The following is a 24,104-nucleotide window of genomic DNA, read 5'->3' as shown; positions in this document are numbered from 1 at the left end:
CACGGTGCCATATCACCTGATCCAGTGCAGTACCGGTCAGCGGCGGATCAGAGCGAAAACTCCCCAGCCCAGGTGGTCGCGGCGGTAGCGCACGTGGCGCAACGGATCCTCGGTCAACTCCTGACGTAGCTCGGGAGCGAGCGGGTCGTCCGGGTTGTCGTCCAGCCAGCGGCGCAGGTTGAGCCAGTGGGCCGCCGCGTAGCGGTCCCAGCTGTCCTGGTCGGCCAGCACCATCTCGACCACGTCCCAGCCCTGCTCACCGAAGAGCCCGACCAGGCCGGGCAGGTCCCGGAAGTCGTCCCGGTTGGTGACGTCGCAGCCCTCGACGGTCGCCTGGTCCGGCGGGTCGATCCGCCAGTACGGCTCACCGACCAGCGCCATCCCACCGGGCCGTAGTCGGCGGGCCAGGATCTCCAGAGTGCCGGGAACACCGTCGCCGATCCAGGTGGCCCCGACACACGTTGCCACGTCGACCGGTTCGTCGGCCACGTACGAGGCGGCGTCGCCATGGACGAACTGGACCTGATCGGACACGCCCAGCTCGGTCGCCCGCTGCCGGGCGGCGGCGGTGAAGGCGGTGCTGATGTCCACACCGGTGCCGGTCACCCCGTGATCGCGGGCCCAGGTGCAGAGCAGCTCGCCCTTGCCGCTGCACAGGTCAAGGATCGACGTGCCCGGGGCGAGCTTCAGTGCGCGGCCCAGGGTGGCCAGCTTGTCCGCGTCGAAGGGGTTGAGGATGCGCAGGTCACCCTCGCGGATGACGAATTGTCGCGGCAGGTCCATGCACCGGGACGCTAGCCACCGGCGACATCGGGGCCAACCGGATTACCAGGGACCGGCCGGATTACCAGGGACCGGCCGCTCAACCCAGGCTGGCAGGTGGCACGGTCGGTCCCGGGTCGACACGCAGGCCGAAGTCCGGCTGTCCCAGCCAGTCCAGCCGGGCCGAGGTCTGCTCGGCGTGCTCGGCCAGCAGCAGCCGGACCCGGTACGCGGCCAGCAGCAGCGCTTGTAGGGAGTCCACTCCGTACGCAGTCTGCACCGAATCCTCGCCCAGCCCTTCGACCTGGAACGGGCAACCCCAGTCGCCGTTGTGCGACAACGGATCCGGATACGGCCTCCCGAGGCGGACCACCAGTTCCGAGGTGGCACCTTCGGGGTCGATGACCACGATGCGCCGCTCGGCGACGACCTCACCCAGTCCGGACAACCTCGTGCTCCTCTCCCCCGACCGAATCTCCTCCGGTCCGATCTCCCCTGACCGAATCTCACCCGGCCGAATCTCACCCAGCCGAATCTCACCCGGCCGATCTTCCCCCGGTCGCAGCAGCGAGGCTGTCCGCAGGATCGTCCGGCTCAAGATACGACCGCAGGGTGTGTGCGTCGGGAGCGGTGGCGGTCCAGAGGGTCGCCGGCCCACCGGCCAACGGCAGGCGGGCGAGCGTGCCCCGTACCAACGGTGTGGCGGGGGGTAGGGTCGGGTCGACGACGAGCAGCGAGCCGGTGGCCGGTGCGCCTCCGAGGACCGCCGGGCCGGCCCAGCCTGGTGCCTCGGGTCCGACCGTCAACGACTGGCGCAACAGCGGCCGACCTGCCAGGTCCACCCAGGTGTTGATCTCGGCGTGACCGGGCTGCTCGCCGTGCCGGCCGCAGATCAACTCGTCCCGCCAGTGCAGGGTGCCGCCTTCGGCGACTTCCACCTGGGCGTCGGCGACGTGCGCGCAGCCGGCCGCGGCGACCAGTTGCTCCGGCAGCCAGTGCAGGACGGCCTCCGCCTCGACGGTGGCCCGTACCAGCATCCGGGAGACCGCGCCGGGGCGGCCCGGCAGCGCGATGGAGGCGGCGACTGTGTGCACGCGTACCACCGCACCCGGGCCGACCTCGACGTCCAGCCGCAGGTCGTCGCCGGCGAGCGGACCGGCCGCCCCGCCGACGACGTACACCGTGACGCCACCGTCCGGGCCGGGGACCTGGCGCAGCAGCAGTGGGCTCTCGCCGCGCAGCTCGGCCAGGGTGGTGCGGCCGTGCCGGTCGGCACGGGCCACCAGCCGGGCGGTGGCCCGCATCAGGCCTGCCCGGCGGGAACCGCCGCCCGGGTACCGGCGCTGGGCGCGGAATCGAGGCCGGTGGCGCGGTGGTGGGCCAGTTCGTGCCGGATCCACGCGGCGACCTGGGTGGCGAGGGGATCCTCGGTGATGGACTGGAACACCGTGGGCAGGCTGCCGCGCCGGGCCCGGGCGTCGCGGTCCATCACGGACAGGTCCGCGCCGACCATCGGCGCCAGATCCGTCTTGTTGATCACCAGGAGGTCGGCGGCGGTCACTCCCGGACCGCCCTTGCGTGGCACCTTGTCCCCGCCGGCCACGTCGACCACGAAGATCTGCCGGTCGACCAGCCCGCGGCTGAAGGTGGCGGTCAGGTTGTCGCCGCCGCTCTCGACAAGCACCAGGTCCAGCGGGCCCAGTGCTTCGGCCAGTTCGTCGACCGCGTCGAGGTTCGCGCCGATGTCGTCGCGGATGGCGGTGTGCGGGCAGCAGCCGGTCTCCACCGCGCGGATCCGGGACGGGTCGAGCACCCCGGCCCGCTTGAGGAAGTCGGCGTCTTCGGTGGTGTAGATGTCGTTGGTCACCACACCGAGGCGCAGTTCGTCGGCGAAGGCCCGGCACAGCGCGGCGACCAGGGCGGTCTTGCCGGAGCCGACCGGGCCGCCGATGCCGACCCGCAGCGCCCGGACGGCGGTGGGCAGCGGGGCGTGCGGGTCGACCCCCGGTTCGGGGTGGGTGTGGGGAACAGACTCGTCGTGCGCGATGTCAGGACGCAAAGAGACGCACCTCCCAGGTGGCATGAGCTTCGGCGTGGATGTCGGCAAGTGGCGCTGCGGCGGCGGGCAGCCGCCGCGGTGGTAGTTCGGCGGCCCGCGCCGCGCGGGTCGCGGTCGCGTCGCAGGCGTCGGCGAGCCGCACCAGCAGGGCCTGCACCTGGTACGGATCGAGACCGAGCAGGCGTACGGCGGCGCTTGCCGACCCGGTCACCGTGGCGTGTACGGCGACCGTGGCGACCTGTGCCGCGTCGAGGCCGGCGGCGGCCCCGACCAGACCGAGCGCGAGCGGTTGGTGCGGGCCGCCCGGTGTGGCGGGCAGATCGTCGAAGGTCGCGGCCGACCAGATCTCCCGACCGGCCCGCAGCAGCGCACGGCCCTGCCGACGGGACACCGCCCGCTGCGCCGGCGAGGCGGTACGGGCATCCAGTTCCGCATCGAGCAGGGCGAGCGCTGACCGTCGACCGGGGGCCTCGTCCGACCCCGGCGGCGCGGCCACGGACCGGGCCGCCGCCGCGAAGGCCGCCGCGACCAACCCGGCGGTGGCCAGTCGACCGCGCAGGTACTCGTCGAGCGTGGACAGGTCGGTCACCCGCCCGGCCGCGACGGCCGCCTCCAGACCGGACGAGTGGGCGTGCGCCCCGGCCGGGAACCGCCCGTCGGCGACAAGCAGCTGAATCGTCGTCGCGGTCATCAGAACAGGAAGTACCGCTGGGCCATGGGCAGTTCGGTCACCGGATCCGGTTCGACCACCTCGCCGTCGATGCGGACGGTGAAGGTGTCCGGGTCGACCTCGATGCGCGGCAGGGCGTTGTTCTCCGGCAGGTCCGCCTTGCCACGTGAACGCACGTCGGCCACCGGCACCACCCGGCGGCGTACGTCGAGGCGCAGCCCGGCCTCCAGCGCCGCCGGGGCGACGAACGCCAGGCTGGTCGCCGCCGCCGCACCGCCGTAGGCACCGAACATCGGCCGCGGCAACATCGGCTGCGGGGTCGGGATCGAGGCGTTCGCGTCCCCCATCTGCGCGTACGCGATCATGCCGCCCTTGATGACCAGGTGCGGTCGTACGCCGAAGAAGGCCGGTTCCCAGAGCACCAGGTCGGCCAGCTTGCCCGGCTCCACCGACCCGATCTCGTGGTCGAGGCCGTTGGCCATGGCCGCGCAGATGGTGTACTTCGCCACGTACCGCCGGGCCCGGTGGTTGTCGGCGGCGCCGTCACCCGGCAGCGCCCCCACCCGGGCCTTCATCACGTGCGCGCTCTGCCAGGTACGCAGCACGACCTCGCCGACCCGGCCCATCGCCTGCGAGTCGGAGCCGATGATGGAGATCGCGCCGAGGTCGTGCAGCAGGTCCTCGGCGGCCATGGTGGACGGCCGGATCCGGCTTTCGGCGAAGGCCAGGTCCTCCGGTACGGCCGGGTTCAGGTGGTGACAGACCATCAGCATGTCGAGGTGCTCGGCGAGGGTGTTGCGGGTGTACGGGCGGGTCGGGTTGGTCGACGAGGGCAGCACGTTGGGTTCCCCGGCGACGGTGATGATGTCCGGCGCGTGCCCGCCCCCGGCCCCCTCGGTGTGGTACGAGTGGATGGCCCGCCCGCCGATCGCCCGCAGCGTGTCGGCGACGAACCCGGCCTCGTTGAGGGTGTCGGTGTGGATGGACACCTGCACCCCGGAGGCGTCCGCCACCCGCAAACAGGCGTCGATGGCGGCCGGGGTGGTGCCCCAGTCCTCGTGCAGCTTGAACCCGCCGGCACCGGCCCGCAGCTGCTCCCACAGCGCCTCGGTGGAGACCGTGTTGCCCTTGCCGAGCAGCAGCACGTTGACCGGGAACGCGTCCAGGGCCTCGTGCATCCGGGCCAGGTGCCAGGCGTTCGGCGTGACCGTGGTGGCCCGGGTGCCCTCGGCCGGCCCGGTGCCACCGCCGACCAGGGTGGTGACCCCACCGGCGAGGGCCTCGGTGACGATCTGCGGGCAGATGAAGTGCACGTGGGTGTCGACCGCTCCGGCGGTGAGGATGCGACCGTTGCCGGCGATGACCTCGGTGGCCGGGCCGATCACCAGGTCGGGGTGCACCCCGTCCATGGTGTCCGGGTTGCCGGCCCGGCCCAGCGCCACGATCCGCCCGTCGCGCAGCCCCACGTCGGCCTTGACCACACCCCAGTGGTCGAGCACCACGGCACCGGTGATGACGGTATCCAGGGCGCCCGCGGCCCGGGTGGCCCGGGACTGGCCCATCGACTCGCGGATCACCTTGCCGCCGCCGAAGACCGCCTCGTCGCCGCCGACGCAGTGGTCGTGTTCGACCTCGATGAGCAGGTTGGTGTCGGCCAACCGGATCCGGTCACCGGTAGTCGGCCCGTACAGGGCGACATAACGGTTTCGCTCGACGATGCTCATGCCGCTCCTCCCGGCTCGGCGTCCAGTGCCCCGCCGCACTCGCCCCGCAGGCCGGGCACGATCCGGGCACCGGCCAACGGCACCAGGTCGACACTGCGGCTCACCCCCGGTTCGAAACGCACCGAGGTGCCCGCCGGTACGGCCAGCCGCTGCCCCCAGGCGATGTCCCGGTCGAAGTCCAGCGCGGGGTTGGCCTCGGCGAAGTGGTAGTGCGAGCCGACCTGCACCGGTCGGTCGCCGGTGTTGACCACCAGCAGGGTGGTCACCGGCCGACCAACGTTGATCTCCACCGGGTCGGCGGCCGGCAGGATCTCCCCCGGGATCACGGGATCGGGTGGTGCACCGTCACCAACTTGGTGCCGTCCGGGAACGTCGCCTCCACCTGCACCTCCCCCAGCAACTCGGGGATGCCGTCCTGGACGTCCTCGCGGGTCAGCACGGTACGACCGGCGGACATCAGGTCGACCACGGAGCGCCCGTCGCGGGCACCTTCGAGCAGGAAGGCGGTGATCACCGCGACGGCTTCGGGATAGTTCAGACGCAGGCCGCGTTCACGACGGCGCCGGGCGACATCGGCCGCCACGTGGACGAGCAGACGATCCTGCTCATGGGGAGTGAGATACAAGGGTGGCTCCCGGTGGGTGTCCGCGCCCCGTCGACCGCCGGCAGCGACGCCTCGACGCGCCGTCCCACGGTTCGGGGCTCGCCCGTCGAGTCCCGCCACGTGTGCGGGCCTCGGGAGTTCCACCCTCCCGGCCCACCTGGCGAGGCACCGACGGTGTCTTCTCGGATGCGGACCGCACCGCCCACCGCTGAGCCGACCGTAAGGGATCACGCGGCCGTCGGCAACACCCGTACCAACTTCGGTATATCGCGACACCAAATAGCGCGGTATTATGCCTCGCATGGTAGTGGCAGAAGGCCAACCGACCGACGACAACGACCGTCAGACCCAGCTTCTGCGCGGCGTGCTGGACATGTGCCTGCTGGCGCTGCTGTCCCGCGAACCCGCCCACGGTTACGAGCTGGTGCGGCGGATGGAGTCGGCCGGCTTCAGCACGATCAGCTACGGCACCCTCTATCCGCTGCTGACCCGGATGCGCCGCCTCGGCCTCGTCGCCGACGAACAGCAGATCAGTCCGACCGGCCCACCCCGCAAGGTGTACGCGCTGACCAGGGCCGGACGCGCTCGCCTCGATGCCTGGCAGAACCAGTGGACCCGCTTCGCCGGCACCGTCGACGCCATCCTCGTCCCGACCGACCACAGCCCGCCCAGGAGTTGACCGTGGAGACCATCGACAGCGTCCTGTCCGAGGCCGACCGTGCGTGGCGGGCCTACGGCGTCAGTTCGGCCGATCGGCGGGTACTCGCCGCCGACCTGCGCCTCGATCTGGCCGCCGCGGCCGCCGACGGGGGCGACCCGGTGCAGTTGGTCGGCGGTGACGTGGCCGGCTTCGCCCGACGGCTCGCCGACGAGGCCGCTGTCCGGCGGGTACGCCCGGAATACCACCGTCTCCTGCTGACCGCGTTGGCCGGTGCCCTGCTCGGCAGCCTGCTCGGTGCCGGCATCTTCACAGCGCTGTATCCGCTGCTCGTCCGTTTGATCGACATCCCCCGTTCGATCGAGATCCCGGTCCAGGTCGCTGTAGTCGTCTACTACGGCGTGCCGGCCGCCGTGGTGGTGGCCGGGGCGGTCACCGCGGTTCGGCTCCGGCTACGCGACCTGCCCCAGATCCGGAGAACCGCCCTGCTGATGAGCCTGCTGCTGCCGGCGGCCGGCATCGTCGTCACCCCGATCACCATGGCGTACGCCTGGTCCACCGACTACAGCACCGCACCGGAGGTGCTGGTCGTCGAAGTCGTCATGGTGCTCGCCGCGCTGGCCGGCGCCACGGTACTGGCCCGTCGCCTGTCGCTGCGCGAGCGCCGGCGGGCCACCGGCGCTGCGCCCGACGCCGCAGTCGAACCCGCCTGACGTGCCCGCGTTCAGCCGCCGCCGGGCAGGTCGACCCGCTCACCGGTGACGGCCTCGACCTCCCGGGCGCAGATCTCCAGCAACGGCATGTCGTCGTAATTGCTCAGAACCACACCGACCCAACCGGTGTCCGGGTAGACGGTCCAGTTCGCACCGACGCCGCCGGCGCCGCCGCCACGCCCGATCACCCACTGGCCGCCGATGATCGAGACAGGCATCGTGTACGCCTCGAACCCGGCGGGGCCGGGACCGGGAAGCTTGGCCCCGGCGAACAGATCGGCGTAGGGCCGCTCCAGCAACGTGCCGTCGTGCAGCGCGTACGCGAACCGGGCCAGGTCCGGTGCGGTGGCGAAGCCGTCGCTCGAGGCGTACCCGATGAAGCTGCGCCCCGGATTCCTGCCCCGGATGGGCGGGCTGACGCTGCCCTTGTCCAGGTTACGTACGGCGTCCACCCGGCTGCCGTCGTCCTGGCGCATGTACGGGTGCGCGATGCGCGCGTCGGTGAGCCACTGCGTCCGGGTGAAGAACCCCGAGCCGGTCATGCCAGCGCGTTCGAAAATGTGCTCGTGGGTGTAGTCCCAGTACGTCATGCCGGACACGACCTCGACGATCTGCGCCGCCATGGCCAGACCCACACCGCCACCGGGGAGATGAGCGTTGGCTCCCGAGCCGGGGACCCCCATCAACCGCGCCTGCCGGACCCACTGCTCGCCGACCTCGTGCACCTCTTGCCGACTGTGGTAGACGCGTTGCCAGTCCGGCATCGGAGCATCGATGCCGGAGGTGCTGGTGAGCAGGTGGTGGATGGTCACCTGCTCGGCGATCTCCGTCGCCACTCCTTCCAGGTGGCTGCCCACCGGGTCCGACAGCGACACCTTCCCCCGCTGCACCAACTGCAGGATCGCCACCGACAGGAACGGTTGGCTCGCCGAGGAGAGGTGGAACGCGACATTCTCGTGGTTGCGGATCCCCCGCTCCTTGTCGGCCATGCCATAGCTGCGTGACAACACCGTCCGACCCCGGTACGACAGCAGCACCACGCCGGAGAACCTGTCCTGTGCCGCCAGCTTCGCCACGAACCGGTCATAGGCCCCGCCGGGCCGGGTCTCCGGCGGGACCCGGCCCGATCCGGGCGGTCCGGCGGTGACGCGGCTGTCTGCGGTCGGCGGGGCGGCGCGGGCGAATTCGGTGCCCACCAGTGGCGCCCCGGCCGCCGCCAACCCGCCCCACTCGATCAGTCGCCGCCGGTCGATGCCACGTGCCGATTCCGGATTCATGTTCACGGTCCTTTCCTGTTCGACGAGCCGACCGGCATCGTCAGATCACGGTGGTCTGCGCTCTACCGAACAGGAACGGCTGTTGCGACGGCGTACGCGTTTTTCGATACGCCGACGACATGTCGCACCTCGTAGCATCGAGGGTGTGCGGGTGTTGATCGTCGAGGACGAGCCCTATCTGGCCGATGCCATTCGCGATGGTCTACGCCTCGCGGCGATCGCCGCCGACATCGCCGCTGACGGCGGCATCGCCCTTGAGTTGCTGGACAGGAACGCCTACAGCGTCGCCGTCCTCGACCGCGACATTCCCGGCCCGTCCGGCGACGAGATAGCCGAGAGAATCGTCGCCTCCGGCAGCGGTACGCCCATCCTCATGCTCACCGCCGCCAGCCGACTCGACGACAAGGCGTCCGGATTCGCACTCGGTGCCGACGACTACCTCACCAAGCCCTTCGAACTGCGCGAACTCGTGCTCAGGCTCAGAGCACTCGATCGGCGCCGCGCCCCCACCAGGCCACCCGTGCGGGAGATCGCCGGGCTGCGTCTGGATCCGTTCCGCCGCGAGGTCCACCGCGACGGCCGCTATGTCGCGCTGACCCGCAAACAGTTCGCCGTGCTCGAGGTGCTCGTCGCCGCCGAAGGCGGTGTGGTCAGCGCCGAGGAACTGCTGCAACAGGCGTGGGACGAGAACGCCGACCCGTTCACCAACGCCGTACGCATCACGGTCTCGGCACTGCGCAAACGACTCGGCGAGCCCTGGATCATTTCCACCCTGCCCGGCGTCGGCTACCGCATCGACGAGGCACGACCGTAGCCCGGCCACCCGGTTTGAGCGTTCGCCTCAAACTCACCCTCAGCTACGCCGGGTTTCTCCTGCTCGCCGTCGCCCTGCTGCTCGCGGTCGTGTGGCTGTTCCTGCTCCGCTACGTGCCCGACGGTGTGCTGGTCACGGGACCGCCGGGGTCGCCCCCCCGCCTCTTCATTCCCAATCGGTCCGACCTGCTGCGCGCCTTCGCGCCGAAGGCCGCGGCGCTGTGGGCGCTGCTACTTCTGTTCGGCCTCGTGGCAGGGTGGATCCTGGCCGGCCGGATGCTCGCCCCGCTGACTCGCCTCACCGATGCCACCCGCAGGGCCGCCGACGGATCGCTCTCCCACCGGATCCGGTTGCCGGGCCGCCAGGACGAGTTCCGCGAACTCGCCGACACATTCGACACCATGCTCGCCCGCCTTGAAACACACGTCGCGCAGCAGCGCAGATTCGCCGCCAATGCCTCACACGAACTACGCACCCCACTGTCGATCACGCAGACACTTCTCGACGTGGCACGTACCGATCGGCACCGCGACCTCGGCGAGATCATCGATCGCCTGCACGCCGTCAACTGCCGGGCCATCAAACTCACCGAGGCATTGCTTCTGTTCAGTCGTGCCAACGAAAAGTCATTCACCCGCGAACGCCTCGACCTTTCCCTGCTCGCGGAAGAGGCTGCCGAAACGCTCCTGCCGCTTGCCGAGAAACGCGGCCTGACCATTCAGTCGCGGGCCGATCTTGCCCCGGTCCTGGGCTCCCACCCGCTGCTGTTGCAGATGACGACGAACCTCCTGCACAACGCGATCATTCACAACACCGCCGATCAGGGCACCGTGTGGATCACGACAAGTGTCGCGCCCGGGGCTGTGCTGCTCACCGTCGAGAACACCGGCGAACGACTCACCCCACACCTGGTTTCCACGCTGGTGGAGCCGTTCCAGCGCGGCACCGAACGGGTCCGTGCGGAGCACGCCGGTGTCGGCCTCGGCCTGGCCATCGTCACGAGCATCGTCCAGGCACACGACGGTGCCCTCACCCTCGCCCCCCGCCCCACCGGCGGGCTCCACGTCACGGTGCGCCTACCTGCCGCACCACCGGAGATGACCAGAGCGTGAGGGCCGTCATACCGGGTGGACGCCGACCCGTCCCCTGCTGCTAGCCTCGGCCGCAGGTCATGAGTGCCAGCGTGAAGCCCCGGCTTGCTGGCCGGCAACCCTCGTCCGCGCAGGGGTGCCCCGGGTGAGGACCAGGCACCGGTGCAACCACCGGTGCAAGCGTGGCCTGGTTTCCAGGTCATCACGACCTCGAGGGAGACCCATGTCGTACCGCAGTCGATCCGCTCCCGTGGCGGCCTGCCTCGATCTGACCCAACGTCGGCACGTCGACATGATGCGGGTCTGTAGCGCCGCGTGTAGCTGACCGCGTCGCTGCCGGTCGCCGAGCCTGCGGGCCTCGGCATCTCCCCCTCTGCCATCGGTTCATCCCAGCGGTCCGTCCCACGGCGGACCGTCGGTGCGGCACGTCCGTGCCCGCCGTCGTTCATCCAGGAGACACCTGTGCGATTCGTTCCTGCCCTGACCCGGGCCGCCGCCGTCGGCGTCGCCGCAGTCCTCGCCGCCGTCACGCTTACCGCCTGCGGCTCGGACTCGGCCGGCGAGGCCGACAACCCGTACAACCTGCTCCAGCCGGGCGTGCTGCGGGCCGGCACCCTCACCGACGCGCCGCCGAACGTGTACCTCAAGGACGGCAAGTTCACCGGGTTCGACAACGACCTGCTTGTCGCCGCCGCCGACAAGCTCGGACTGAAGGTCGAGTTCGTCGGCACCGACTTCTCCGGCCTGCTGGCCCAGGTCAACAACCGCAAGTTCGACATCGGCAGCTCCTCGATCACCATCACCGAGGCGCGGAAGAAGACAGTCGACTTCGGCAACGGCTACGACTTCGGCTACCTCGGCCTCAACGTGCCCGCCGGTTCGACGCTGAGCAGCTTCGACGAGCTGCCCGGCAAGCGGGTGGTGGTCGTGCAGGGCACCGTCCAGGACGACTACGCCACCACCAAGGGCCTCGACCCGGTGCGGGTGCCCGACTACAACGGCGCGCTCAACCAGCTCAAGGCGGGCACCGCGGACGCCTGGATCTCCCCGGCCGAGATCGGTGAGAAGACCGCCGCGGACAGCGGCGGCAAGATCGAGGTGGCGGCGAAGGAACTCAGCCCGGCCCCGACGGCGTACGCCTTCGCCAAGGGCAACGACGCGCTGCGCGAGGCGCTGAACAAGGCCCTCGACGAGGTCATCGCCGACGGTACCTGGACCCGGCTCAGCGAGCAGTACTACCCGGGTCGGGCGATCCCGGCCGACTTCACCCCGGGCAGCGGCACCGTGACCGTCCCGTCGGCTTCCTGACGGCGAGTAGGAACGAGCAGGGCGGAGGTTGACCCGTGGATCCGTTGCGCACCCTGTGGGAGACGTTCTTCGACTGGGAGTCGATGCGCGAGGCGCTACCCGAGATGATCACTGTCGGGTTGCCGAACACGCTGATCCTGGCGGTCACCGCCGCCCTGCTCGGCTCGGCGCTGGGCATCGTGCTGGCCGTCGCGGGCATCTCGCGGACCCGCTGGCTGCGGTGGCCGGCGCGGGTCTACACCGACGTGTTCCGGGGCCTGCCAGCCGCGGCGACGATCCTGTTGATCGGGGTCGGCCTGGCCCCGCTCGGCATGCAGGTGTGGGGGCCCAACCCGTACCCGCTGGGCATCCTGGCGCTGTCGCTGATCGCGTCGGCGTACATCGGGGAGATCTTCCGCTCCGGCATCCAGTCGGTGGAGGCCACCCAGCTGGAGGCGGCCCGGGCGCTCGGCTTCTCCTGGGGCGAGGCGATGCGCCGGGTGATCATTCCGCAGGGCATCCGGCGGATCCTGCCGGCCTGGGTGAACCAGCTGATCGCCCTGATCAAGGACTCCAGCCTGGTCTACTTCCTCGGCCTGCTGGCCAGCCAGCGGGAGCTTTTCCGGATCGGGCAGGACTACGCCGCCAACACCGGCAACCAGTCGGCGTTGCTGCTGGCCGGGCTCTTCTACCTGGCGCTGACGGTCCCGCTGACCCACGTCGTCAACTGGATCGACGGGCGACTGCGACACGGCCGACCGGCCACCGGCCCGGCCGACGACGACCCCGACGACCTCGACCTGGCGCTGCCCGGCGCCGCCGGAGGGAACCAACGATGAGCGACTCGGTCAGTCTGAGCCTGCGCGACGTGCACCTGGCCTTCGGGCGTCACCAGGTGCTGCGCGGGGTGGACCTGGACGTGGCCCGGGGCGCGACGGCCTGCGTGATCGGCCCCTCCGGGTCGGGCAAGTCGACCCTGCTGCGTACGGTCAACCGGTTGTTGGAACCGGACCGCGGCGACGTGCTGCTGGACGGACGCAGCGTGCTGCGCGACGACCCGGACGCCCTGCGGCAGCGGGTCGGCATGGTGTTCCAGCAGTTCAATCTCTTCCCGCACATGAGCGTGCTGCGCAACATCACCCTCGCGCTGCGGCGCATCCGCAAGCTCGGCGAGGACGAGGCGGCGGCGGCGGCCCGCGAACACCTGGACCGGGTGGGGCTGGCCGCGAAGGCCGATGCCCGCCCGGCGCACCTGTCCGGTGGGCAGCAGCAACGGGTCGCCATCGCCCGCGCGCTGGCCATGCAGCCGCAGGTGATGCTCTTCGACGAGGCCACCTCGGCGCTGGACCCGGAGCTGGTCAAGGGCGTCCTGGCGTTGATGGCGGACCTGTCGGCGCAGGGCATGACCATGGTCGTGGTGACCCACGAGATGGGTTTCGCCCGGGAGGTCGCCGACACGGTCGCGTTCATGGACGCCGGGGTGGTGCTGGAGGCCGGTCCGCCGGCCGCGATCTTCGAAGCGGCGCAGCACCCGCGCCTGCGCCGCTTCCTCTCCCAGGTGCTCTGACCCCAGGTGCGCTGATCCCGGGTGCGCTGAGCAGCCCGGGGGCCGTCGTCACTGTCCGGTCGGCAGTTGCCCGTCGAACTCAGGGCAGCGCTTCATGGTGTAGTCCGACACCGGCGGCATCGCCGTCTTGAGCCCCTCCATGGTCTGGCCGAGGCGGGCGTACGCCGCAGGATCCTGAGGCATGCTCTTGCCCGAGGCCTCGATGACGGCGGCGTAGAACTCGCTCACCGTCGCCACGTCGGACTTGATCTCGGCGGGTGCCGCCGCCTTCAGCTCCTTCAGCTGGGTACGGGCCTGCGCCACCTCGGCCTTGCCCGCGCTCTCGGTGAACAGCGGGTCCATCGCCCCGGTGAACGCCTGCACCGCGTCGCACCAGCGGTCCCCGTCACCGGACCCGGTGTTCTTCCCGCCGCTGCCCTGGTCCGGCGCCTGCCCGCCGTCGGCGTCGGTGGTCGCCGCCGGCGGCTCGGCCCCACCCGAGGCGGTGTCGTCGTCCGTTCCGCCGGCACAGCCGGTCAGCATGAGCCCGGCCGCGAGCACGACAAGCAGCCCTCGAACCCGTCCCATCGTCTTCTCCTTCGACCTGAACACGCTGACCGCCCCCGTCCGCCTCCGGCGTCGCCACGGTCGCGGCACCCGCCACGTCGGCGTCCACCACGGCCGTGTCCGGACACCGAGCAGTCTGATCGGCGGTCTTCGGGGGCGGTTCAGGAATTGTTCAGGCGAGCCCGATCCGGTAGCGCGGCCGCGGCCGGCTCGACACCGATCTCGGCCATCCGCACGACGTACTCCTGATGGCGCCGGTTGGCCTCACCGTGCCGTCCGGCGGCCGACAGGGCACCGATCAGCCCGAGGTGGGCCGGCTCGTCGTAACCGTCCTCACCGACCAGCCGCAGGTACCAACCGATCGCCGCGTCGGCCCGGCCCAGGTGCAGATACCGCCTCGCCAGCCGGTGGGTCACCTCGCGGGCAGTGCGGACAGCAGCGCCCGGGGCCGCTGGACCGCCGCACCGACGACCTCGTCGTCGGCGCAGAGATCACCGGCGTACATGGCCACCACCGTCTCCAGTTGGCTCAGCAACCGATCGTCGGTGGCGGTGCCGGCCGGCGGCGGGCTCGCGGTGTCGGCGACGACGGCCGCCCGGGCCGCGTCGTGGAAGCGCAACGCGTCCACCACCACATGTGCCGTACTGAGCTGCACGGTGGCCGAGTCGGTGATCAGGTAACGGTCCGCCGGATGTCGCCGAACCGGGTCGAGCACACCCCGTACGGTCGAGATCAGCACCGACAGGCGGCGCAGCGCCACCTCGGCGCGGGCCTGCGGCCACAGCGCGGCGGCCAGGGCGTCGCGGGGCACCGGTCTGCCGAGCTGCGCGGCCACCATGTGCAGCAGATCGCGCGCCTTGCGGGACTGCCAGCTGCCGACCGGCACCGCCGCGCCGGCCAGCCGCACCGCGAACTGGCCCAGGATCTGCACCTCCACCTCGGGCACCGGTGCCGGCCCGATCGCCGCCAACGGTCCGGCGACGTGCCAGCCACCTTCCTGTACGCCGATGCGGCGCAGCCGCTCGTACGCGATCCGCTCCGCGACCAGGTCACCGGTGAGCCGGGCCTGGAGCAGGGCGTTGGTGGCGAGCGCGAACTCGTTGCCGAGCTCGGCCCAGATCGTCGCCGCCTCGACCAGGTCGGCGAGCAGTCGGCGTACCGTCCGGGGTGAACTCGCCCCGGGGTTGGCGCGGTGGGCGGCGAGGGTGACGAGTTCCATCGCCTCGGCCAGGCCCGCCGTGTCCCGACGGCGACCGGCCTCGGCGCGGACCTGTTCGCCGTACCGCAGGGCGGTGTGCGGGTCTCCGGAGCAGAGGGCGACCCAGCCGGCGGCCAGTTCGGCGACGGTGGGGCCGGCGGAGCTGGGCAGCGACAGGGCCCGCTCGGCGTGGCGGGCCGCCGCCTGCGGGTCGTCGGCGTAGCTGAGCCGGGCGAGCCCGGCGCACGCCTCCACCAGCACCTGCGCGTTGCCGTCCGGCTCTCCCATGGCCAGCGCGGCCCGGTAGGCGGCCACCGCCTGGTGGGTGGCCCCCCGTACCCGGTGCACCCGGGCGGTCAACGTCAGCCCGAAGGCAGCCAGCGGGGAACCGGCCCGCTGCCACCGGGCCAGCGCCTTGTCCGCGTCGCTGCGGGCGCGGTGCAGGTCGCCCAGGCCGAGCCATGCCTCCGCGCGGTTGTGCAGCGCCAGCGCGAGCAGCATCTGCTGGCCGAGCAGCTCGCCGAGCCGGACCGCCTCGTCGAGTTCCTCGATGGCCGGTCGGTAGTGTCCCTCCTCGACGAGCCGCGACCCGACATTGCACCGGATCCGCAGTTGCTGCCCGAAGTCGCCGGCGCGTTCGGCCGCCGCCAGGGCCTGGGCGTACGCGTGCTCGTTTCCCGCGCGGTCGCCGTCGCCGAACGCGGCCAGCGCCTGTGCCAGGTAGGCCGCCGCCACCGCCGCGTCGTCGCCGCTGCGTTCGGCGATCCGGACCGCATCGGTGGCCAGCTGCCGGGTCCGTGTCTGGTCGCCCTGGGCCCAGCGGGTCGCGGCCCAGCCGGCGAGGACCTGGGCGCGGTCGGCCAGCGCCGACGGGTGCTGGTCGTCGAGATCGAGGTCGAGGTCGACGCGGCGATAGCAGGCGTCGGCCGCGTCGAACCGGCCCTGCTGGTGCAGCAGCACACCGAGCCGCCAGGCCAACCCCGCGGGCAGCGGCAGGTCCGCCGGTACGGCCGCCAACCGGCGCAGGGCCTCGTCCTGGTGTCCCTGGTGGACGGCCGTCTCGATCGGGGTGAGCAGGTCGCGCATGCCCGGACCACCCGTGCCGTGGCCTGAGCGTCCTCGTCCCACCTCATCGAGTCTAGTGAGCCTCGCCGCACCGGCCCGCCGACGCGCGGTGGGCGTGCCGGGAGCGCACTCGAGAAGACCTGGTCACCGTGGGGTGTCGCGGTGGCGGAAGGCGGCCAGTCCGGCGGCCAGCAGCACCACCGCCACGGCGGTGAGGACCAGCAGCGGCGGTGCGGTCGCGTCGGCGCCGGGCACGGACGGCACGTGCGTGTACGGGGACAGGTTGAGGGCGGCCTGCGGCAGGTCGAGCACCGAACCGAGCTGGCCGAGCAGCAGGAACACGATAAGCGACGCCCAGCTCAGCCCGACCGACCAGCGGGGCAGCGCACCGAACAGCGCGGTGACCACCCCGGCGACCACCAGCAGTGCCGGTAGCCGCAGCAGCGCCGCCCCGGCCAGGTCGACCGTCCAGCCGACCGGATCGCCGTCGGCCACGCCGTACCCGAGGCCGGTGGTGATCCCGGCCAGCAGCACCAGCACCGACGCGCCGAGGACCGCGCCGAGGACCTGCGTGCCGAGCCACCGGGTGCGGCTGACCGCCGTGGCGAGCAGCGCCTCCAGGATGCCGTCGGACTCGTCGGTGCGGGTCCGCAACAGCGCCTGCACCACGTACGCGCCGATGGTCAGCGCGAAGATTCCGAGCATCGCGGCCAGGTACGCGTCGACAAGTTCGGCACCGCCGCCGAGCTGGGCGATCACCTCGGCCGCCTGCGGGTTCTCCGCGATCATGGCGTCGACCTCGTGCCCGGCCACGCCCATGGCGAGACCGAGGACCGCCACCGCGACCGCCCAACCGGCCAACGCCCCCCGGTGCAGCCGCCAGGTCAACCCGGCGGGGCTGAGCAGCCCGGACGCGGCCCGGGCCGGTCCGCGGCGGGCGGCGAGCAGGCCCGCGCCGACGTCCCGACGCTCGGCCAGCAGGTAGGCCACGGCGACGCAGGCGACGAGCAGGGCGATCGGCAGGGCCAGCACCCACAAGCGTTCCGGCCCGAAGGCCCGGACCTGGGTGCCCCAGCCCAGCGGGGACAGCCACACCGGCCAGGCGCTGTCCAGGCGGGTCGCGGTGGCGGCCCGCTCACCGAGCACGTCACCGGCGGCACGCAGCAGGAACGCGACACCGACCGTGGCGGCGGCGAGGGCGTTCGCGCCGCGCGAGGTGACGGTGAGCTGGGCGGTGACGGCGGCGACGCCGGTGAAGGCGACACCCACCCCGCCGATCGCCGCCGCGGCGGCCAGCGACCCGGCGACCGGCAGGCCGATGCCGACCAGGGCCAGGGCCAGCAGCCCGGCGGCCAGCACGTTGGCACCCACCACCACGACCAGGGCGGCGGTGAGCAGGGCGTACCGCCCGACCGGCGCGGCACCGAGCAGTTCCGCCCGGCCGGTCTCCTCGTTCTGCCGGGTGTGCCGGATCACCGCGAAGGTGCTGAGCAGCGCGGCGAGCAGAGCCAGGGTCAGGTACGACTCGGTGACCACCACGGCACCGACGTCCGCGCCGGCGATCGGGCCGTTGAATGCCCGGGCGACCACGCTGGTGATCGCGGTTTCGGCGTAGCCGAGGCGGGTCTGCGCGTCGGGGTAGAGCCCGGCGACGCTCTCGGCGATGGCGTACCCGAGCAGGGGGGCGCCGAGCACCCAGATGCCCAGCCGGATCCGGTCACGGCGCACGGCGAGCCGGGCCAGCCGACCGGTGCCGGCGAAGGTGCTCATCGGGCACCGCCGTCGGAGGTGGTGACAGTGTCGCCGTAGTGCCGCAGGAACAGCTCCTCCAGCGTGGGCGGTGCGCTGGTCAGGGCCCGGACCTGGAAGCGGAGCAGGTGAGCGAGCAGCGTGTCGAGGTGCGCCGGCTCGACCTCCAACCGGACCCGCCCGTCGACAGCGCGGACCTCGTGCACCCCCGGCAGCTCCGCCACCCCGGTCAGCGGGCGTACGGTCTCGACGGTGACCGTGGTGCGGGCCAGGTGCCGCAGCTCGGTGAGGGTGCCGGACTCCACGATCCGCCCCTCCCGGATGATGCTGACCCGGTCGCAGAGCGCCTCGACCTCGGCCAGCACGTGACTGGAGAGCAGCACGCTGGCACCGCCGGCGGTGAGTTCGCGGACCTCCTCCTGGAACACCGCCTCCATCAGCGGGTCGAGGCCGGAGGTCGGTTCGTCCAGGACGTACAGCTCGACGTCGGAGGCGAAGGCGGCGACGATGGCGACCTTCTGCCGGTTACCCTTGGAGTAGGTGCGGCACTTCTTCGTGGGGTCCAGTTCGAAGCGACGCAGCAGCTCGTCGCGGCGGCGCTCGTCGAGGCCGCCGCGCAGGGCGCCGAAGAGGTCGATCGCCTCGCCGCCGGAGAGGTTGGGCCAGAGGTTGACGTCGCCGGGCACGTACGCCAGCCGCCGGTGCAGCGCCACCGCGTCGCGCCACGGGTCGCCGTCGAGGACCCGCACCTGCCCGGAGTCGCGACGTAGCAGGCCGAGCAGGATCCGGATGGTGGTGGACTTGCCGGAGCCGTTGGGGCCGAGGAAGCCGTGCACCTCCCCCGGTTCCACCCGCAGATCCAGTCCGTCGAGGGCGCGTACGCTGCCGAAGGTCTTGACCAGGTTGTCGATGGCTATCACGGACATGGGGGCCTCCCGCCGCACCGAACACGACTCACTGCACTGACCGATGGTAAGGGTCGGAGGCGAGTCTGTCCGACCGCCGGTCAGGAGCGGTTACCCTCGACGGCATGACCTGGGCGGAGACCGACGGCACCCGCGAGAGGATCCTGCGCGCCGCGTTCGACCTGTTCACTGTGCACGGCTACCAGCGCACCTCGCTGCGCCGCATCGCCGAGCGGCTCGGGCTGACCAAGGCCGCGATCCTCTACCACTTCCCCAGCAAGGGGCACCTGCTCACCGCCCTGGCCGAACCGATGGTCGGCGACCTGGAGAGGCTCGTCGACGCCGCCGAGACGTTGCCGCCCGGGCCGGCGAGGTGGACGCTGCTGGAGGGCTGGGTGGACACGATGCTGGAGCACCGCGGCCGTCTCGGTCTGCTCCTGCACGACCTCGCGCTCGTCGATCAGGGCAGCACCTACCAGCGGCTGCTGCGCATCGCGATGCGGGCCAACCAGATCCTCGCCGGCCCCGACCCGAGCCGGCGGGACCGGGTCCGCGCGGTGCAGGCGATCGCGATGTGCAGCGACCCGGTGGTGTTCCTCATGGAGGTGCCCGCGCCGGTGCTGCGCGCGGACATGCTCGACGGCGTACGCCGCCTGCTGACCGACGATCCGCACGGCACCGATCCGCGAAGCACCGATCCCCTCGGCGCTGACCGCGATGGCAGCCATCGCAGCACCGATGCCCGGGATGTCGACGAGGAGCCGGCGGTCGGGGCGGTGGGCCGGCGGCGGCCCGGCCGACCCCGCTCGATGGGCCCGGAGCAGCTGCTGGTGGCCCGCCGGATGCACGCGGCAGGCACGCATTCCATCGACGAGATCGCCGCCGCCTGCGGCGTGTCCCGGGCGACCCTCTACCGGCATCTCAATTCGCCGGACAATAACGAGACAGTATCGAGATAGTTTTGCGACGCGGGTCGCGGGATCAGCGCACCAGACCGAGACCGGTGTACCGGCGCTCGTGCGCCGGGAAGTTCTCGGTGGTGTGCGGCGCGTAGATCCAGGTGCGCAGCGAGTCCGCCGCCGTGTCGATCTCGACCAGCCGGACCGGATTGGTCCGCTTGGAGTGGAAGGTCTGGAGGAACGAGTAGATCCGGTTGCCGTTCACACCGGTGTCCACCCGCGACGCCGCCGTGCCGGTGTGCCCGGAGAAGACGAACCGGATGTTGGGATAGCGCCGCACCAGGTTGTCGAAGACGTACTGCGGGCTGCTGGCACCGAATCCGGCGCTCTGCCCGATGCTCGCGTCGCTCTCCAGGTAGTGGTGGGTGACCAGGACGACGTTGTGGCGCGGGTGCGCGGCGACCACCTGCTGCGCCCAGGTGACCGCCGCCCGCCGGGGCCACAGCTCCAGGGTCAGCACCAGCCAGTGCACTCCCCCGGCCGTGTAGGTGGCGTACGCGTTGTCGACCTTGCCCGCCTCGAACTGGCCCTGCACCGACCCGAAACGCGCGGCGGTGAAGTACCTGTTGAACACGGCGGTGTCGCGCAGCAGCGGCCCGGCCGGGCTGCGTGGCTTGCCGTCCGGGCCGAAGACCTGCCCGTCGTGGTTGCCGATGGCCAACGTGTACGGCACCCCGGCCTGCTCCAGCGGGCGCAGCGCGTTGCTCGCCCGCACGTACTGGACGTGGTCCGAGGTGTCGTAGTTGATCACATCCCCGGAGTGCGTGACGAAGCGCAGATCCAGCGCGTTGCGCTGCGCCACCAGCCAGTCGATCCGCTGCCGGAACCGGTTGTCCGCAGCGTCCAGCACCTCCTCCTGAGTGTCCGGGACGACCGCGAAGCTGAACCTGGTGTCGGTCGGCGGCGTCGCCTCGGTCCGGACGTACGCCAGGTGGGCGTTACGGTCGCACGCGCCGGTGTAGCGGTCGTTGACCAGGTCGATCCGGACGGTGTGCTGTCCCGCGGGCAGCGGCGCGCCGACCTGGTAGGCGCCGTAGTCGGTGGCGCTGACCACCGTCACCTCGCCGACCGGGGTGCCGCCCACGCTCACCCGGATCGTGGGCCACCCCTCGCAGTGGTCGCCGATCGCACCCACCACAAGCGTCCCTGCGCCCTGCACGGTGGTCAGCGCGTAGCTGGTGTTGCGCCACAGGGTGGCATGGGTGCCCGACGCCGGCTTCGGCGTCCCGGTGGCCGGCTGGATGGATCCGTTGACCACGGTGAACGGTGACGACACGGCCGCGTTCGCCGATCCCGTCAACACCCCGGCCGACAGGACGACGACGATCGCCACGATCGCACGCGTGACCCGCATGGCTGCCCCTCTCCACGCCTGGCCCCCGTGCCCGACATCGGCGATGTTAAGCCACATCAGCCGGGTATGCCCGGCAACGGCCCGTCAGCGGGCGCGCCCCACCGCCGACCAGCCGCACAAAGGTGAGGTCACTCCACGTCCACCCAGTCCAGCGTGCGCCCGACCGCCTTCTGCCAGCCCGCGTACCCGGCCGCGCGTTGCTGCGCCGACCAGGACGGGTGCCACCGCCGGCTCTCGTTCCAGTTGTCCCGCAACTCGTCGGTGTCCTTCCAGAAGCCGACGGCCAGCCCGGCGGCGTACGCGGCGCCCAGCGCCGTCGTCTCGGCGACCACCGGCCGGCTGACCGGCACACCGAGGATGTCCGCCTGCAACTGCATGCACAACTCGTTCACGGTGACCCCACCGTCGACCTTGAGACACTCCACGGCCACCCCGGAGTCCTGCGCCATGGCCTCGGCCACGTCCCGGCTCTGGTAGCAGATCGCCTCCAGCGCGGCCCGGGCGAGGTGGGCGTCGGTGTTGTAGCGGGACAGCCCGACGATGGCCCCTCGGGCGTCGGCGCGCCAGTACGGGGCGAACAGGCCGGAGAAGGCCGGTACGAAGTAGACCCCGCCGTTGTCGTCGACCTGCCGGGCGAGGTCCTCGCTCTGCGCGGCGGTCCTGATGATCTTCAACTGGTCGCGCAGCCACTGCACGGCGGAACCGGTGACGGCGATGCTGCCCTCCAGCGCGTACACCGGCTGTTCGCCGGCGAACTGGTAGCAGACGGTGGTGAGCAGTCCCGACTCCGAGCGGACGATCTCCGTACCGGTGTTGAGCAGCATGAAGTTGCCCGTACCGTAGGTGTTCTTGGCCTCGCCCGGCGCGAAGCAGACCTGCCCGACGGTGGCGGCCTGCTGATCACCCAGGTCGCCGGTGATCCGGACCGTGCCGGCGAACGGGCCGCCCGACGCGGTGGTGCCGTAGGCGTGTGGGTCCGACGACGCGACGATCCGGGGCAGCATCGCGCGGGGGATGTCGAAGAACGACAGCAGCTCGTCGTCCCAGTCGAGGGTCTCCAGGTTCATCAACATGGTGCGGCTGGCGTTCGTGGGGTCGGTGAGGTGCACACCGCCGTCGGTGCCGCCGGTGAGGTGCCACAGCAGCCAGGTGTCGGTGTTGCCGAAAATCGCCTCGCCGCGTTCGGCGGCGGCCCGCACCCCCTCGACGTTCTCCAGGATCCACTGGATCTTCCCGCCGGAGAAGTAGGTCGCCGGTGGCAGCCCGGCCTTGCGCCGGATGATCTCACCGCGACCGTCGCGGTCCAGGGCCGCGGCGATCCGGTCGGTACGGGTGTCCTGCCAGACGATGGCGTTGTAGTACGGCCGGCCGGTGCGCCGGTTCCACACCACCGTGGTCTCCCGCTGGTTCGTCACGCCGAGCGCGACCAGGTCGGAGGCGGCCAGGCTGTGCGTGTTCAGCGCGGTACGCACCACCGTCTGGGTCCGTTCCCAGATCTCCAGCGGGTTGTGCTCCACCCAGCCGGCCCGCGGCAGGATCTGCTGGTGTTCCAGCTGGTGGCGACCCACCTCGTTGCCGCCATGGTCGAAGATCATGAAGCGGGTGCTGGTGGTGCCCTGGTCGACGGCGCCGACGAAGTCAGCCATGTCCGGATCTCCTTGTCATGCTCGTCGCGCCCCTGGCAACCACGGGCGCGGTCCGGCCCTGCCGCACCCGACTGCGGGGGCGGAGCGTGGCACGGATTGAAGCAGAGCAAAGCACGGCCAGGGCACGGCGGCCACCGCGACGCCCGCCTCACCCGAGACGGCACATCGGGCCGCGAAGCGTTGCCGGAGCGCCCGCTCGCAGGAGCTTGCCGTCGGGCAACGGGTGCGGATGTCGCCGGACGACGTAATCTGCCAGCATGAGCAACCTCGACCGACCGGATGCCAGCGGCCCGGACGGCGCCTCATCCGGCGGTGACGAGGTCGACTCATTACTCTCGCTGTCGTTCACCGGGCAGACGGTGACCGCGCTGCGGCACCTGCTCGCCGCGCGGATCGCCGCCGCCGGTCTGCGCGGCGACGCGGCCGAGGATCTCGTCCTGGCCGTCCACGAACTGGTCACCAACGCCGTGCTGCACGGGGGCGGCCGGGGCCGTCTCGAACTGCTCCGGTACCCCGACCGCCTGGTCTGCGAGGTGAGCGACCACGGGCCCGGTGGGGTCGACCTGACCGTGCAGCGGCCGGCCACCGACACCCCGGGCGGTCGGGGGCTCTGGTTGGCTCATCAGCTGACCGGGGCGTTGACCCTCACCCACCGGCCCGACGGCGTGACCGCCACGGTCACCGCCTCACTGATCATGGGCTCCACCAACCCCACCCTGGCGGAGGGCAGCGCCACCCTGGCGGAGGGCAGCGCCACCCTGGCGGAGGGCAGCGCCACCGGCGACGGTGGGCTGCCGCACCGGTGACCCGGTCCGGCAGCCCGTGCCGGGTCAGCCGTTCTGCTTCTGCTGGCAGGGCACGCAGAAGCGGGCCTGCGGCAGGATCTCCAAGCGCTCACGCGGGATGGCCGTGCCGCACTTCTCGCAGTCGCCGTAGCTCCCGCTGCTCATCCGTCGCAGCGCGTCGGTGATCTGGGCCAGGCTCTGGCGGGTGGCGGCGATCAACGCGGCGTTGGTGTGTGCCTCGGCCGGGTCGCCGGTGTCAGCGGTCAACTCGGTGAGCCGCGCGGTCTGCGCTTCGAACTCGTACGTCAGCGTCGTCTTGAGGTCGGTCAGCCACTTCTGGTCGAACGTGTCGGTGCTCATGTCGGATCCCTCTCCTGGAAAATAGAAAAGGGCCGAAGCCTTTGGCTTCGCCCTTGGTCGTCCGGTGGGTTGGACGATTCCCGGAGGGCTCCGGCCTGCGGGGCTCGGCTGGCCGTGACCAACCTGCCCGGGCACCCAGACCGTGCGGGTCGCCGCAGCCGACACCGGCGTCGCCGTGACGACGGCGACGCGGTTCAGCAGGGCGACGGGGTACATCGAACCACCATAGACGCATTCGCAGGGCAAACCAACGGCAATATCGAGGACCTGGCCGCCGGAGCCGACAGCCCGGCAGAGGAGGGCTCGTACCC

At 71.6% G+C, this 24,104-nt stretch carries 26 protein-coding genes and 1 riboswitch; of the genes, 9 read left to right on the top strand and 17 right to left on the bottom strand.

Annotated features, from left to right (window positions below):
* Positions 1-36: 36 nt before the first annotated feature.
* From Vgi01_RS08685 to Vgi01_RS08650, 8 genes are all read right to left on the bottom strand, one after another.
* A complete protein-coding gene (locus Vgi01_RS08685) occupies positions 37-783 on the bottom strand; it encodes an SAM-dependent methyltransferase (RefSeq protein WP_204290644.1) in 747 nt (248 codons plus the stop codon).
* A 79-nt stretch (positions 784-862) separates the two neighbouring features.
* Complete coding sequence (locus Vgi01_RS08680; RefSeq protein ID WP_204290643.1) at positions 863-1,210, bottom strand: DUF6968 family protein; 348 nt, start codon at positions 1,208-1,210, stop codon at positions 863-865.
* 88 nt (positions 1,211-1,298) lie between these two features.
* Entirely contained in the window at positions 1,299-2,066 is a 768-nt protein-coding gene (locus tag Vgi01_RS08675) for an urease accessory protein UreD (RefSeq protein WP_204290642.1), read from the bottom strand.
* A complete protein-coding gene (gene ureG / locus Vgi01_RS08670) occupies positions 2,066-2,821 on the bottom strand; it encodes an urease accessory protein UreG (RefSeq protein ID WP_204290641.1) in 756 nt (251 codons plus the stop codon). Before ureG ends, Vgi01_RS08675 begins: the two co-directional genes overlap by 1 nt.
* Entirely contained in the window at positions 2,811-3,512 is a 702-nt protein-coding gene (locus Vgi01_RS08665; RefSeq protein WP_102659553.1) for an urease accessory protein UreF, read from the bottom strand. The genes ureG and Vgi01_RS08665 overlap by 11 nt, the downstream gene beginning before the upstream one ends.
* Positions 3,512-5,215, bottom strand: a complete 1,704-nt coding sequence (locus tag Vgi01_RS08660) for an urease subunit alpha (RefSeq protein WP_204290640.1) — start codon at positions 5,213-5,215, stop codon at positions 3,512-3,514. Before Vgi01_RS08660 ends, Vgi01_RS08665 begins: the two co-directional genes overlap by 1 nt.
* On the bottom strand, positions 5,212-5,541 hold the full coding sequence (locus tag Vgi01_RS08655; protein WP_102659555.1) for an urease subunit beta: 330 nt from the start codon (positions 5,539-5,541) through the stop codon (positions 5,212-5,214). Before Vgi01_RS08655 ends, Vgi01_RS08660 begins: the two co-directional genes overlap by 4 nt.
* Positions 5,538-5,840 carry an urease subunit gamma gene (locus tag Vgi01_RS08650; protein ID WP_013734263.1) on the bottom strand — a complete coding sequence of 101 codons (303 nt, stop codon included), beginning with the start codon at positions 5,838-5,840 and terminating at the stop codon, positions 5,538-5,540. The genes Vgi01_RS08655 and Vgi01_RS08650 overlap by 4 nt, the downstream gene beginning before the upstream one ends.
* A gap of 280 nt (positions 5,841-6,120) precedes the next feature.
* Here Vgi01_RS08650 and Vgi01_RS08645 point away from each other — a divergent pair, with 280 nt between their 5' ends.
* Together Vgi01_RS08645 and Vgi01_RS08640 are read left to right on the top strand one after the other, a co-directional pair.
* The gene (locus Vgi01_RS08645) at positions 6,121-6,498 is read left to right on the top strand and encodes a PadR family transcriptional regulator (RefSeq protein WP_102659556.1); all 378 of its coding nucleotides are present in this window, start codon (positions 6,121-6,123) and stop codon (positions 6,496-6,498) included.
* 2 nt (positions 6,499-6,500) lie between these two features.
* Positions 6,501-7,190: a hypothetical protein gene (locus tag Vgi01_RS08640; protein ID WP_102659557.1), complete on the top strand. Its 690-nt coding sequence runs from the start codon at positions 6,501-6,503 to the stop codon at positions 7,188-7,190.
* 11 nt (positions 7,191-7,201) lie between these two features.
* Here Vgi01_RS08640 and Vgi01_RS08635 read toward each other — a convergent pair whose 3' ends face one another.
* A complete protein-coding gene (locus Vgi01_RS08635; RefSeq protein ID WP_204290639.1) occupies positions 7,202-8,467 on the bottom strand; it encodes a serine hydrolase domain-containing protein in 1,266 nt (421 codons plus the stop codon).
* Positions 8,468-8,612: 145 nt separating this feature from the next.
* Between Vgi01_RS08635 and Vgi01_RS08630 the strand changes: the two genes are divergently transcribed.
* The 5 genes from Vgi01_RS08630 (at position 8,613) to Vgi01_RS08610 (ending at position 13,226) form a co-directional block, all read left to right on the top strand.
* Positions 8,613-9,281: a response regulator transcription factor gene (locus Vgi01_RS08630; RefSeq protein ID WP_102659559.1), complete on the top strand. Its 669-nt coding sequence runs from the start codon at positions 8,613-8,615 to the stop codon at positions 9,279-9,281.
* 113 nt (positions 9,282-9,394) lie between these two features.
* Positions 9,395-10,393, top strand: coding sequence for a sensor histidine kinase (locus Vgi01_RS08625; RefSeq protein ID WP_275409895.1), 999 nt, complete (start codon positions 9,395-9,397; stop codon positions 10,391-10,393).
* 55 nt (positions 10,394-10,448) lie between these two features.
* Positions 10,449-10,561, top strand: a riboswitch (SAM riboswitch).
* Between the two features lie 273 nt (positions 10,562-10,834).
* Complete coding sequence (locus Vgi01_RS08620) at positions 10,835-11,680, top strand: ABC transporter substrate-binding protein (RefSeq protein WP_102659561.1); 846 nt, start codon at positions 10,835-10,837, stop codon at positions 11,678-11,680.
* Positions 11,681-11,715: 35 nt separating this feature from the next.
* Positions 11,716-12,498, top strand: a complete 783-nt coding sequence (locus Vgi01_RS08615; protein ID WP_102659562.1) for an amino acid ABC transporter permease — start codon at positions 11,716-11,718, stop codon at positions 12,496-12,498.
* Complete coding sequence (locus Vgi01_RS08610; protein WP_204290637.1) at positions 12,495-13,226, top strand: amino acid ABC transporter ATP-binding protein; 732 nt, start codon at positions 12,495-12,497, stop codon at positions 13,224-13,226. The genes Vgi01_RS08615 and Vgi01_RS08610 overlap by 4 nt, the downstream gene beginning before the upstream one ends.
* A gap of 48 nt (positions 13,227-13,274) precedes the next feature.
* On the opposite strand, the gene Vgi01_RS08605 is transcribed toward Vgi01_RS08610, so the two are convergent.
* The 5 genes from Vgi01_RS08605 to Vgi01_RS08585 form a co-directional block, all read right to left on the bottom strand.
* Entirely contained in the window at positions 13,275-13,793 is a 519-nt protein-coding gene (locus Vgi01_RS08605) for a hypothetical protein (protein WP_146017592.1), read from the bottom strand.
* A gap of 140 nt (positions 13,794-13,933) precedes the next feature.
* On the bottom strand, positions 13,934-14,188 hold the full coding sequence (locus Vgi01_RS08600; RefSeq protein WP_204290636.1) for a BTAD domain-containing putative transcriptional regulator: 255 nt from the start codon (positions 14,186-14,188) through the stop codon (positions 13,934-13,936).
* A complete protein-coding gene (locus tag Vgi01_RS08595; protein WP_204290635.1) occupies positions 14,185-16,098 on the bottom strand; it encodes an ATP-binding protein in 1,914 nt (637 codons plus the stop codon). The genes Vgi01_RS08600 and Vgi01_RS08595 overlap by 4 nt, the downstream gene beginning before the upstream one ends.
* Before the next feature lie 81 nt (positions 16,099-16,179).
* Complete coding sequence (locus Vgi01_RS08590; RefSeq protein ID WP_204290634.1) at positions 16,180-17,805, bottom strand: ABC transporter permease; 1,626 nt, start codon at positions 17,803-17,805, stop codon at positions 16,180-16,182.
* Complete coding sequence (locus Vgi01_RS08585; RefSeq protein WP_102659566.1) at positions 17,802-18,710, bottom strand: ABC transporter ATP-binding protein; 909 nt, start codon at positions 18,708-18,710, stop codon at positions 17,802-17,804. The genes Vgi01_RS08590 and Vgi01_RS08585 overlap by 4 nt, the downstream gene beginning before the upstream one ends.
* 104 nt (positions 18,711-18,814) lie before the next feature.
* Here Vgi01_RS08585 and Vgi01_RS08580 point away from each other — a divergent pair, with 104 nt between their 5' ends.
* Entirely contained in the window at positions 18,815-19,648 is an 834-nt protein-coding gene (locus Vgi01_RS08580) for a TetR family transcriptional regulator (RefSeq protein ID WP_204290633.1), read from the top strand.
* Between the two features lie 22 nt (positions 19,649-19,670).
* Here the strand turns inward: Vgi01_RS08580 and Vgi01_RS08575 are convergent, their stop codons facing one another.
* Positions 19,671-21,002 (bottom strand): carbohydrate-binding domain-containing protein, encoded by a 1,332-nt coding sequence (locus tag Vgi01_RS08575; RefSeq protein ID WP_204290632.1) that lies wholly within the window; start codon positions 21,000-21,002, stop codon positions 19,671-19,673.
* Between the two features lie 128 nt (positions 21,003-21,130).
* Complete coding sequence (glpK, locus tag Vgi01_RS08570; protein ID WP_204290631.1) at positions 21,131-22,648, bottom strand: glycerol kinase GlpK; 1,518 nt, start codon at positions 22,646-22,648, stop codon at positions 21,131-21,133.
* Positions 22,649-22,905: 257 nt separating this feature from the next.
* On the opposite strand from glpK, the gene Vgi01_RS08565 reads away from it, so the two are divergent.
* On the top strand, positions 22,906-23,454 hold the full coding sequence (locus Vgi01_RS08565) for an ATP-binding protein (RefSeq protein ID WP_204290630.1): 549 nt from the start codon (positions 22,906-22,908) through the stop codon (positions 23,452-23,454).
* A gap of 24 nt (positions 23,455-23,478) precedes the next feature.
* On the opposite strand, the gene Vgi01_RS08560 is transcribed toward Vgi01_RS08565, so the two are convergent.
* Entirely contained in the window at positions 23,479-23,793 is a 315-nt protein-coding gene (locus Vgi01_RS08560; RefSeq protein ID WP_102659571.1) for a TraR/DksA family transcriptional regulator, read from the bottom strand.
* Positions 23,794-24,104 lie beyond the last annotated feature (311 nt).

It is taken from the genome of Micromonospora gifhornensis (genome assembly GCF_016863515.1).
GTDB classification, from domain to species: Bacteria; Actinomycetota; Actinomycetes; order Mycobacteriales; family Micromonosporaceae; genus Micromonospora; species Micromonospora gifhornensis.
Note: the sequence above shows the minus strand (reverse complement) of the source record. Positions and strands in the feature narration are given on the sequence as shown.

Excerpts from the sequence above, each read along its gene's own strand:
- Vgi01_RS08685 (WP_204290644.1), bottom strand. The coding sequence starts at position 783 with ATGGACCTGCCGCGACAATTCGTCATCCGCGAGGGTGACCTGCGCATC.
- Vgi01_RS08675 (WP_204290642.1), bottom strand. The coding sequence starts at position 2,066 with ATGCGGGCCACCGCCCGGCTGGTGGCCCGTGCCGACCGGCACGGCCGC.
- Vgi01_RS08665 (WP_102659553.1), bottom strand. The coding sequence starts at position 3,512 with ATGACCGCGACGACGATTCAGCTGCTTGTCGCCGACGGGCGGTTCCCG.
- Vgi01_RS08660 (WP_204290640.1), bottom strand. The coding sequence starts at position 5,215 with ATGAGCATCGTCGAGCGAAACCGTTATGTCGCCCTGTACGGGCCGACT.
- Vgi01_RS08645 (WP_102659556.1), top strand. The coding sequence starts at position 6,121 with ATGGTAGTGGCAGAAGGCCAACCGACCGACGACAACGACCGTCAGACC.
- Vgi01_RS08635 (WP_204290639.1), bottom strand. The coding sequence starts at position 8,467 with ATGAATCCGGAATCGGCACGTGGCATCGACCGGCGGCGACTGATCGAG.
- Vgi01_RS08610 (WP_204290637.1), top strand. The coding sequence starts at position 12,495 with ATGAGCGACTCGGTCAGTCTGAGCCTGCGCGACGTGCACCTGGCCTTC.
- Vgi01_RS08605 (WP_146017592.1), bottom strand. The coding sequence starts at position 13,793 with ATGGGACGGGTTCGAGGGCTGCTTGTCGTGCTCGCGGCCGGGCTCATG.
- Vgi01_RS08590 (WP_204290634.1), bottom strand. The coding sequence starts at position 17,805 with ATGAGCACCTTCGCCGGCACCGGTCGGCTGGCCCGGCTCGCCGTGCGC.
- Vgi01_RS08585 (WP_102659566.1), bottom strand. The coding sequence starts at position 18,710 with ATGTCCGTGATAGCCATCGACAACCTGGTCAAGACCTTCGGCAGCGTA.
- Vgi01_RS08580 (WP_204290633.1), top strand. The coding sequence starts at position 18,815 with ATGACCTGGGCGGAGACCGACGGCACCCGCGAGAGGATCCTGCGCGCC.
- Vgi01_RS08575 (WP_204290632.1), bottom strand. The coding sequence starts at position 21,002 with ATGCGGGTCACGCGTGCGATCGTGGCGATCGTCGTCGTCCTGTCGGCC.
- glpK (WP_204290631.1), bottom strand. The coding sequence starts at position 22,648 with ATGGCTGACTTCGTCGGCGCCGTCGACCAGGGCACCACCAGCACCCGC.
- Vgi01_RS08565 (WP_204290630.1), top strand. The coding sequence starts at position 22,906 with ATGAGCAACCTCGACCGACCGGATGCCAGCGGCCCGGACGGCGCCTCA.
- Vgi01_RS08560 (WP_102659571.1), bottom strand. The coding sequence starts at position 23,793 with ATGAGCACCGACACGTTCGACCAGAAGTGGCTGACCGACCTCAAGACG.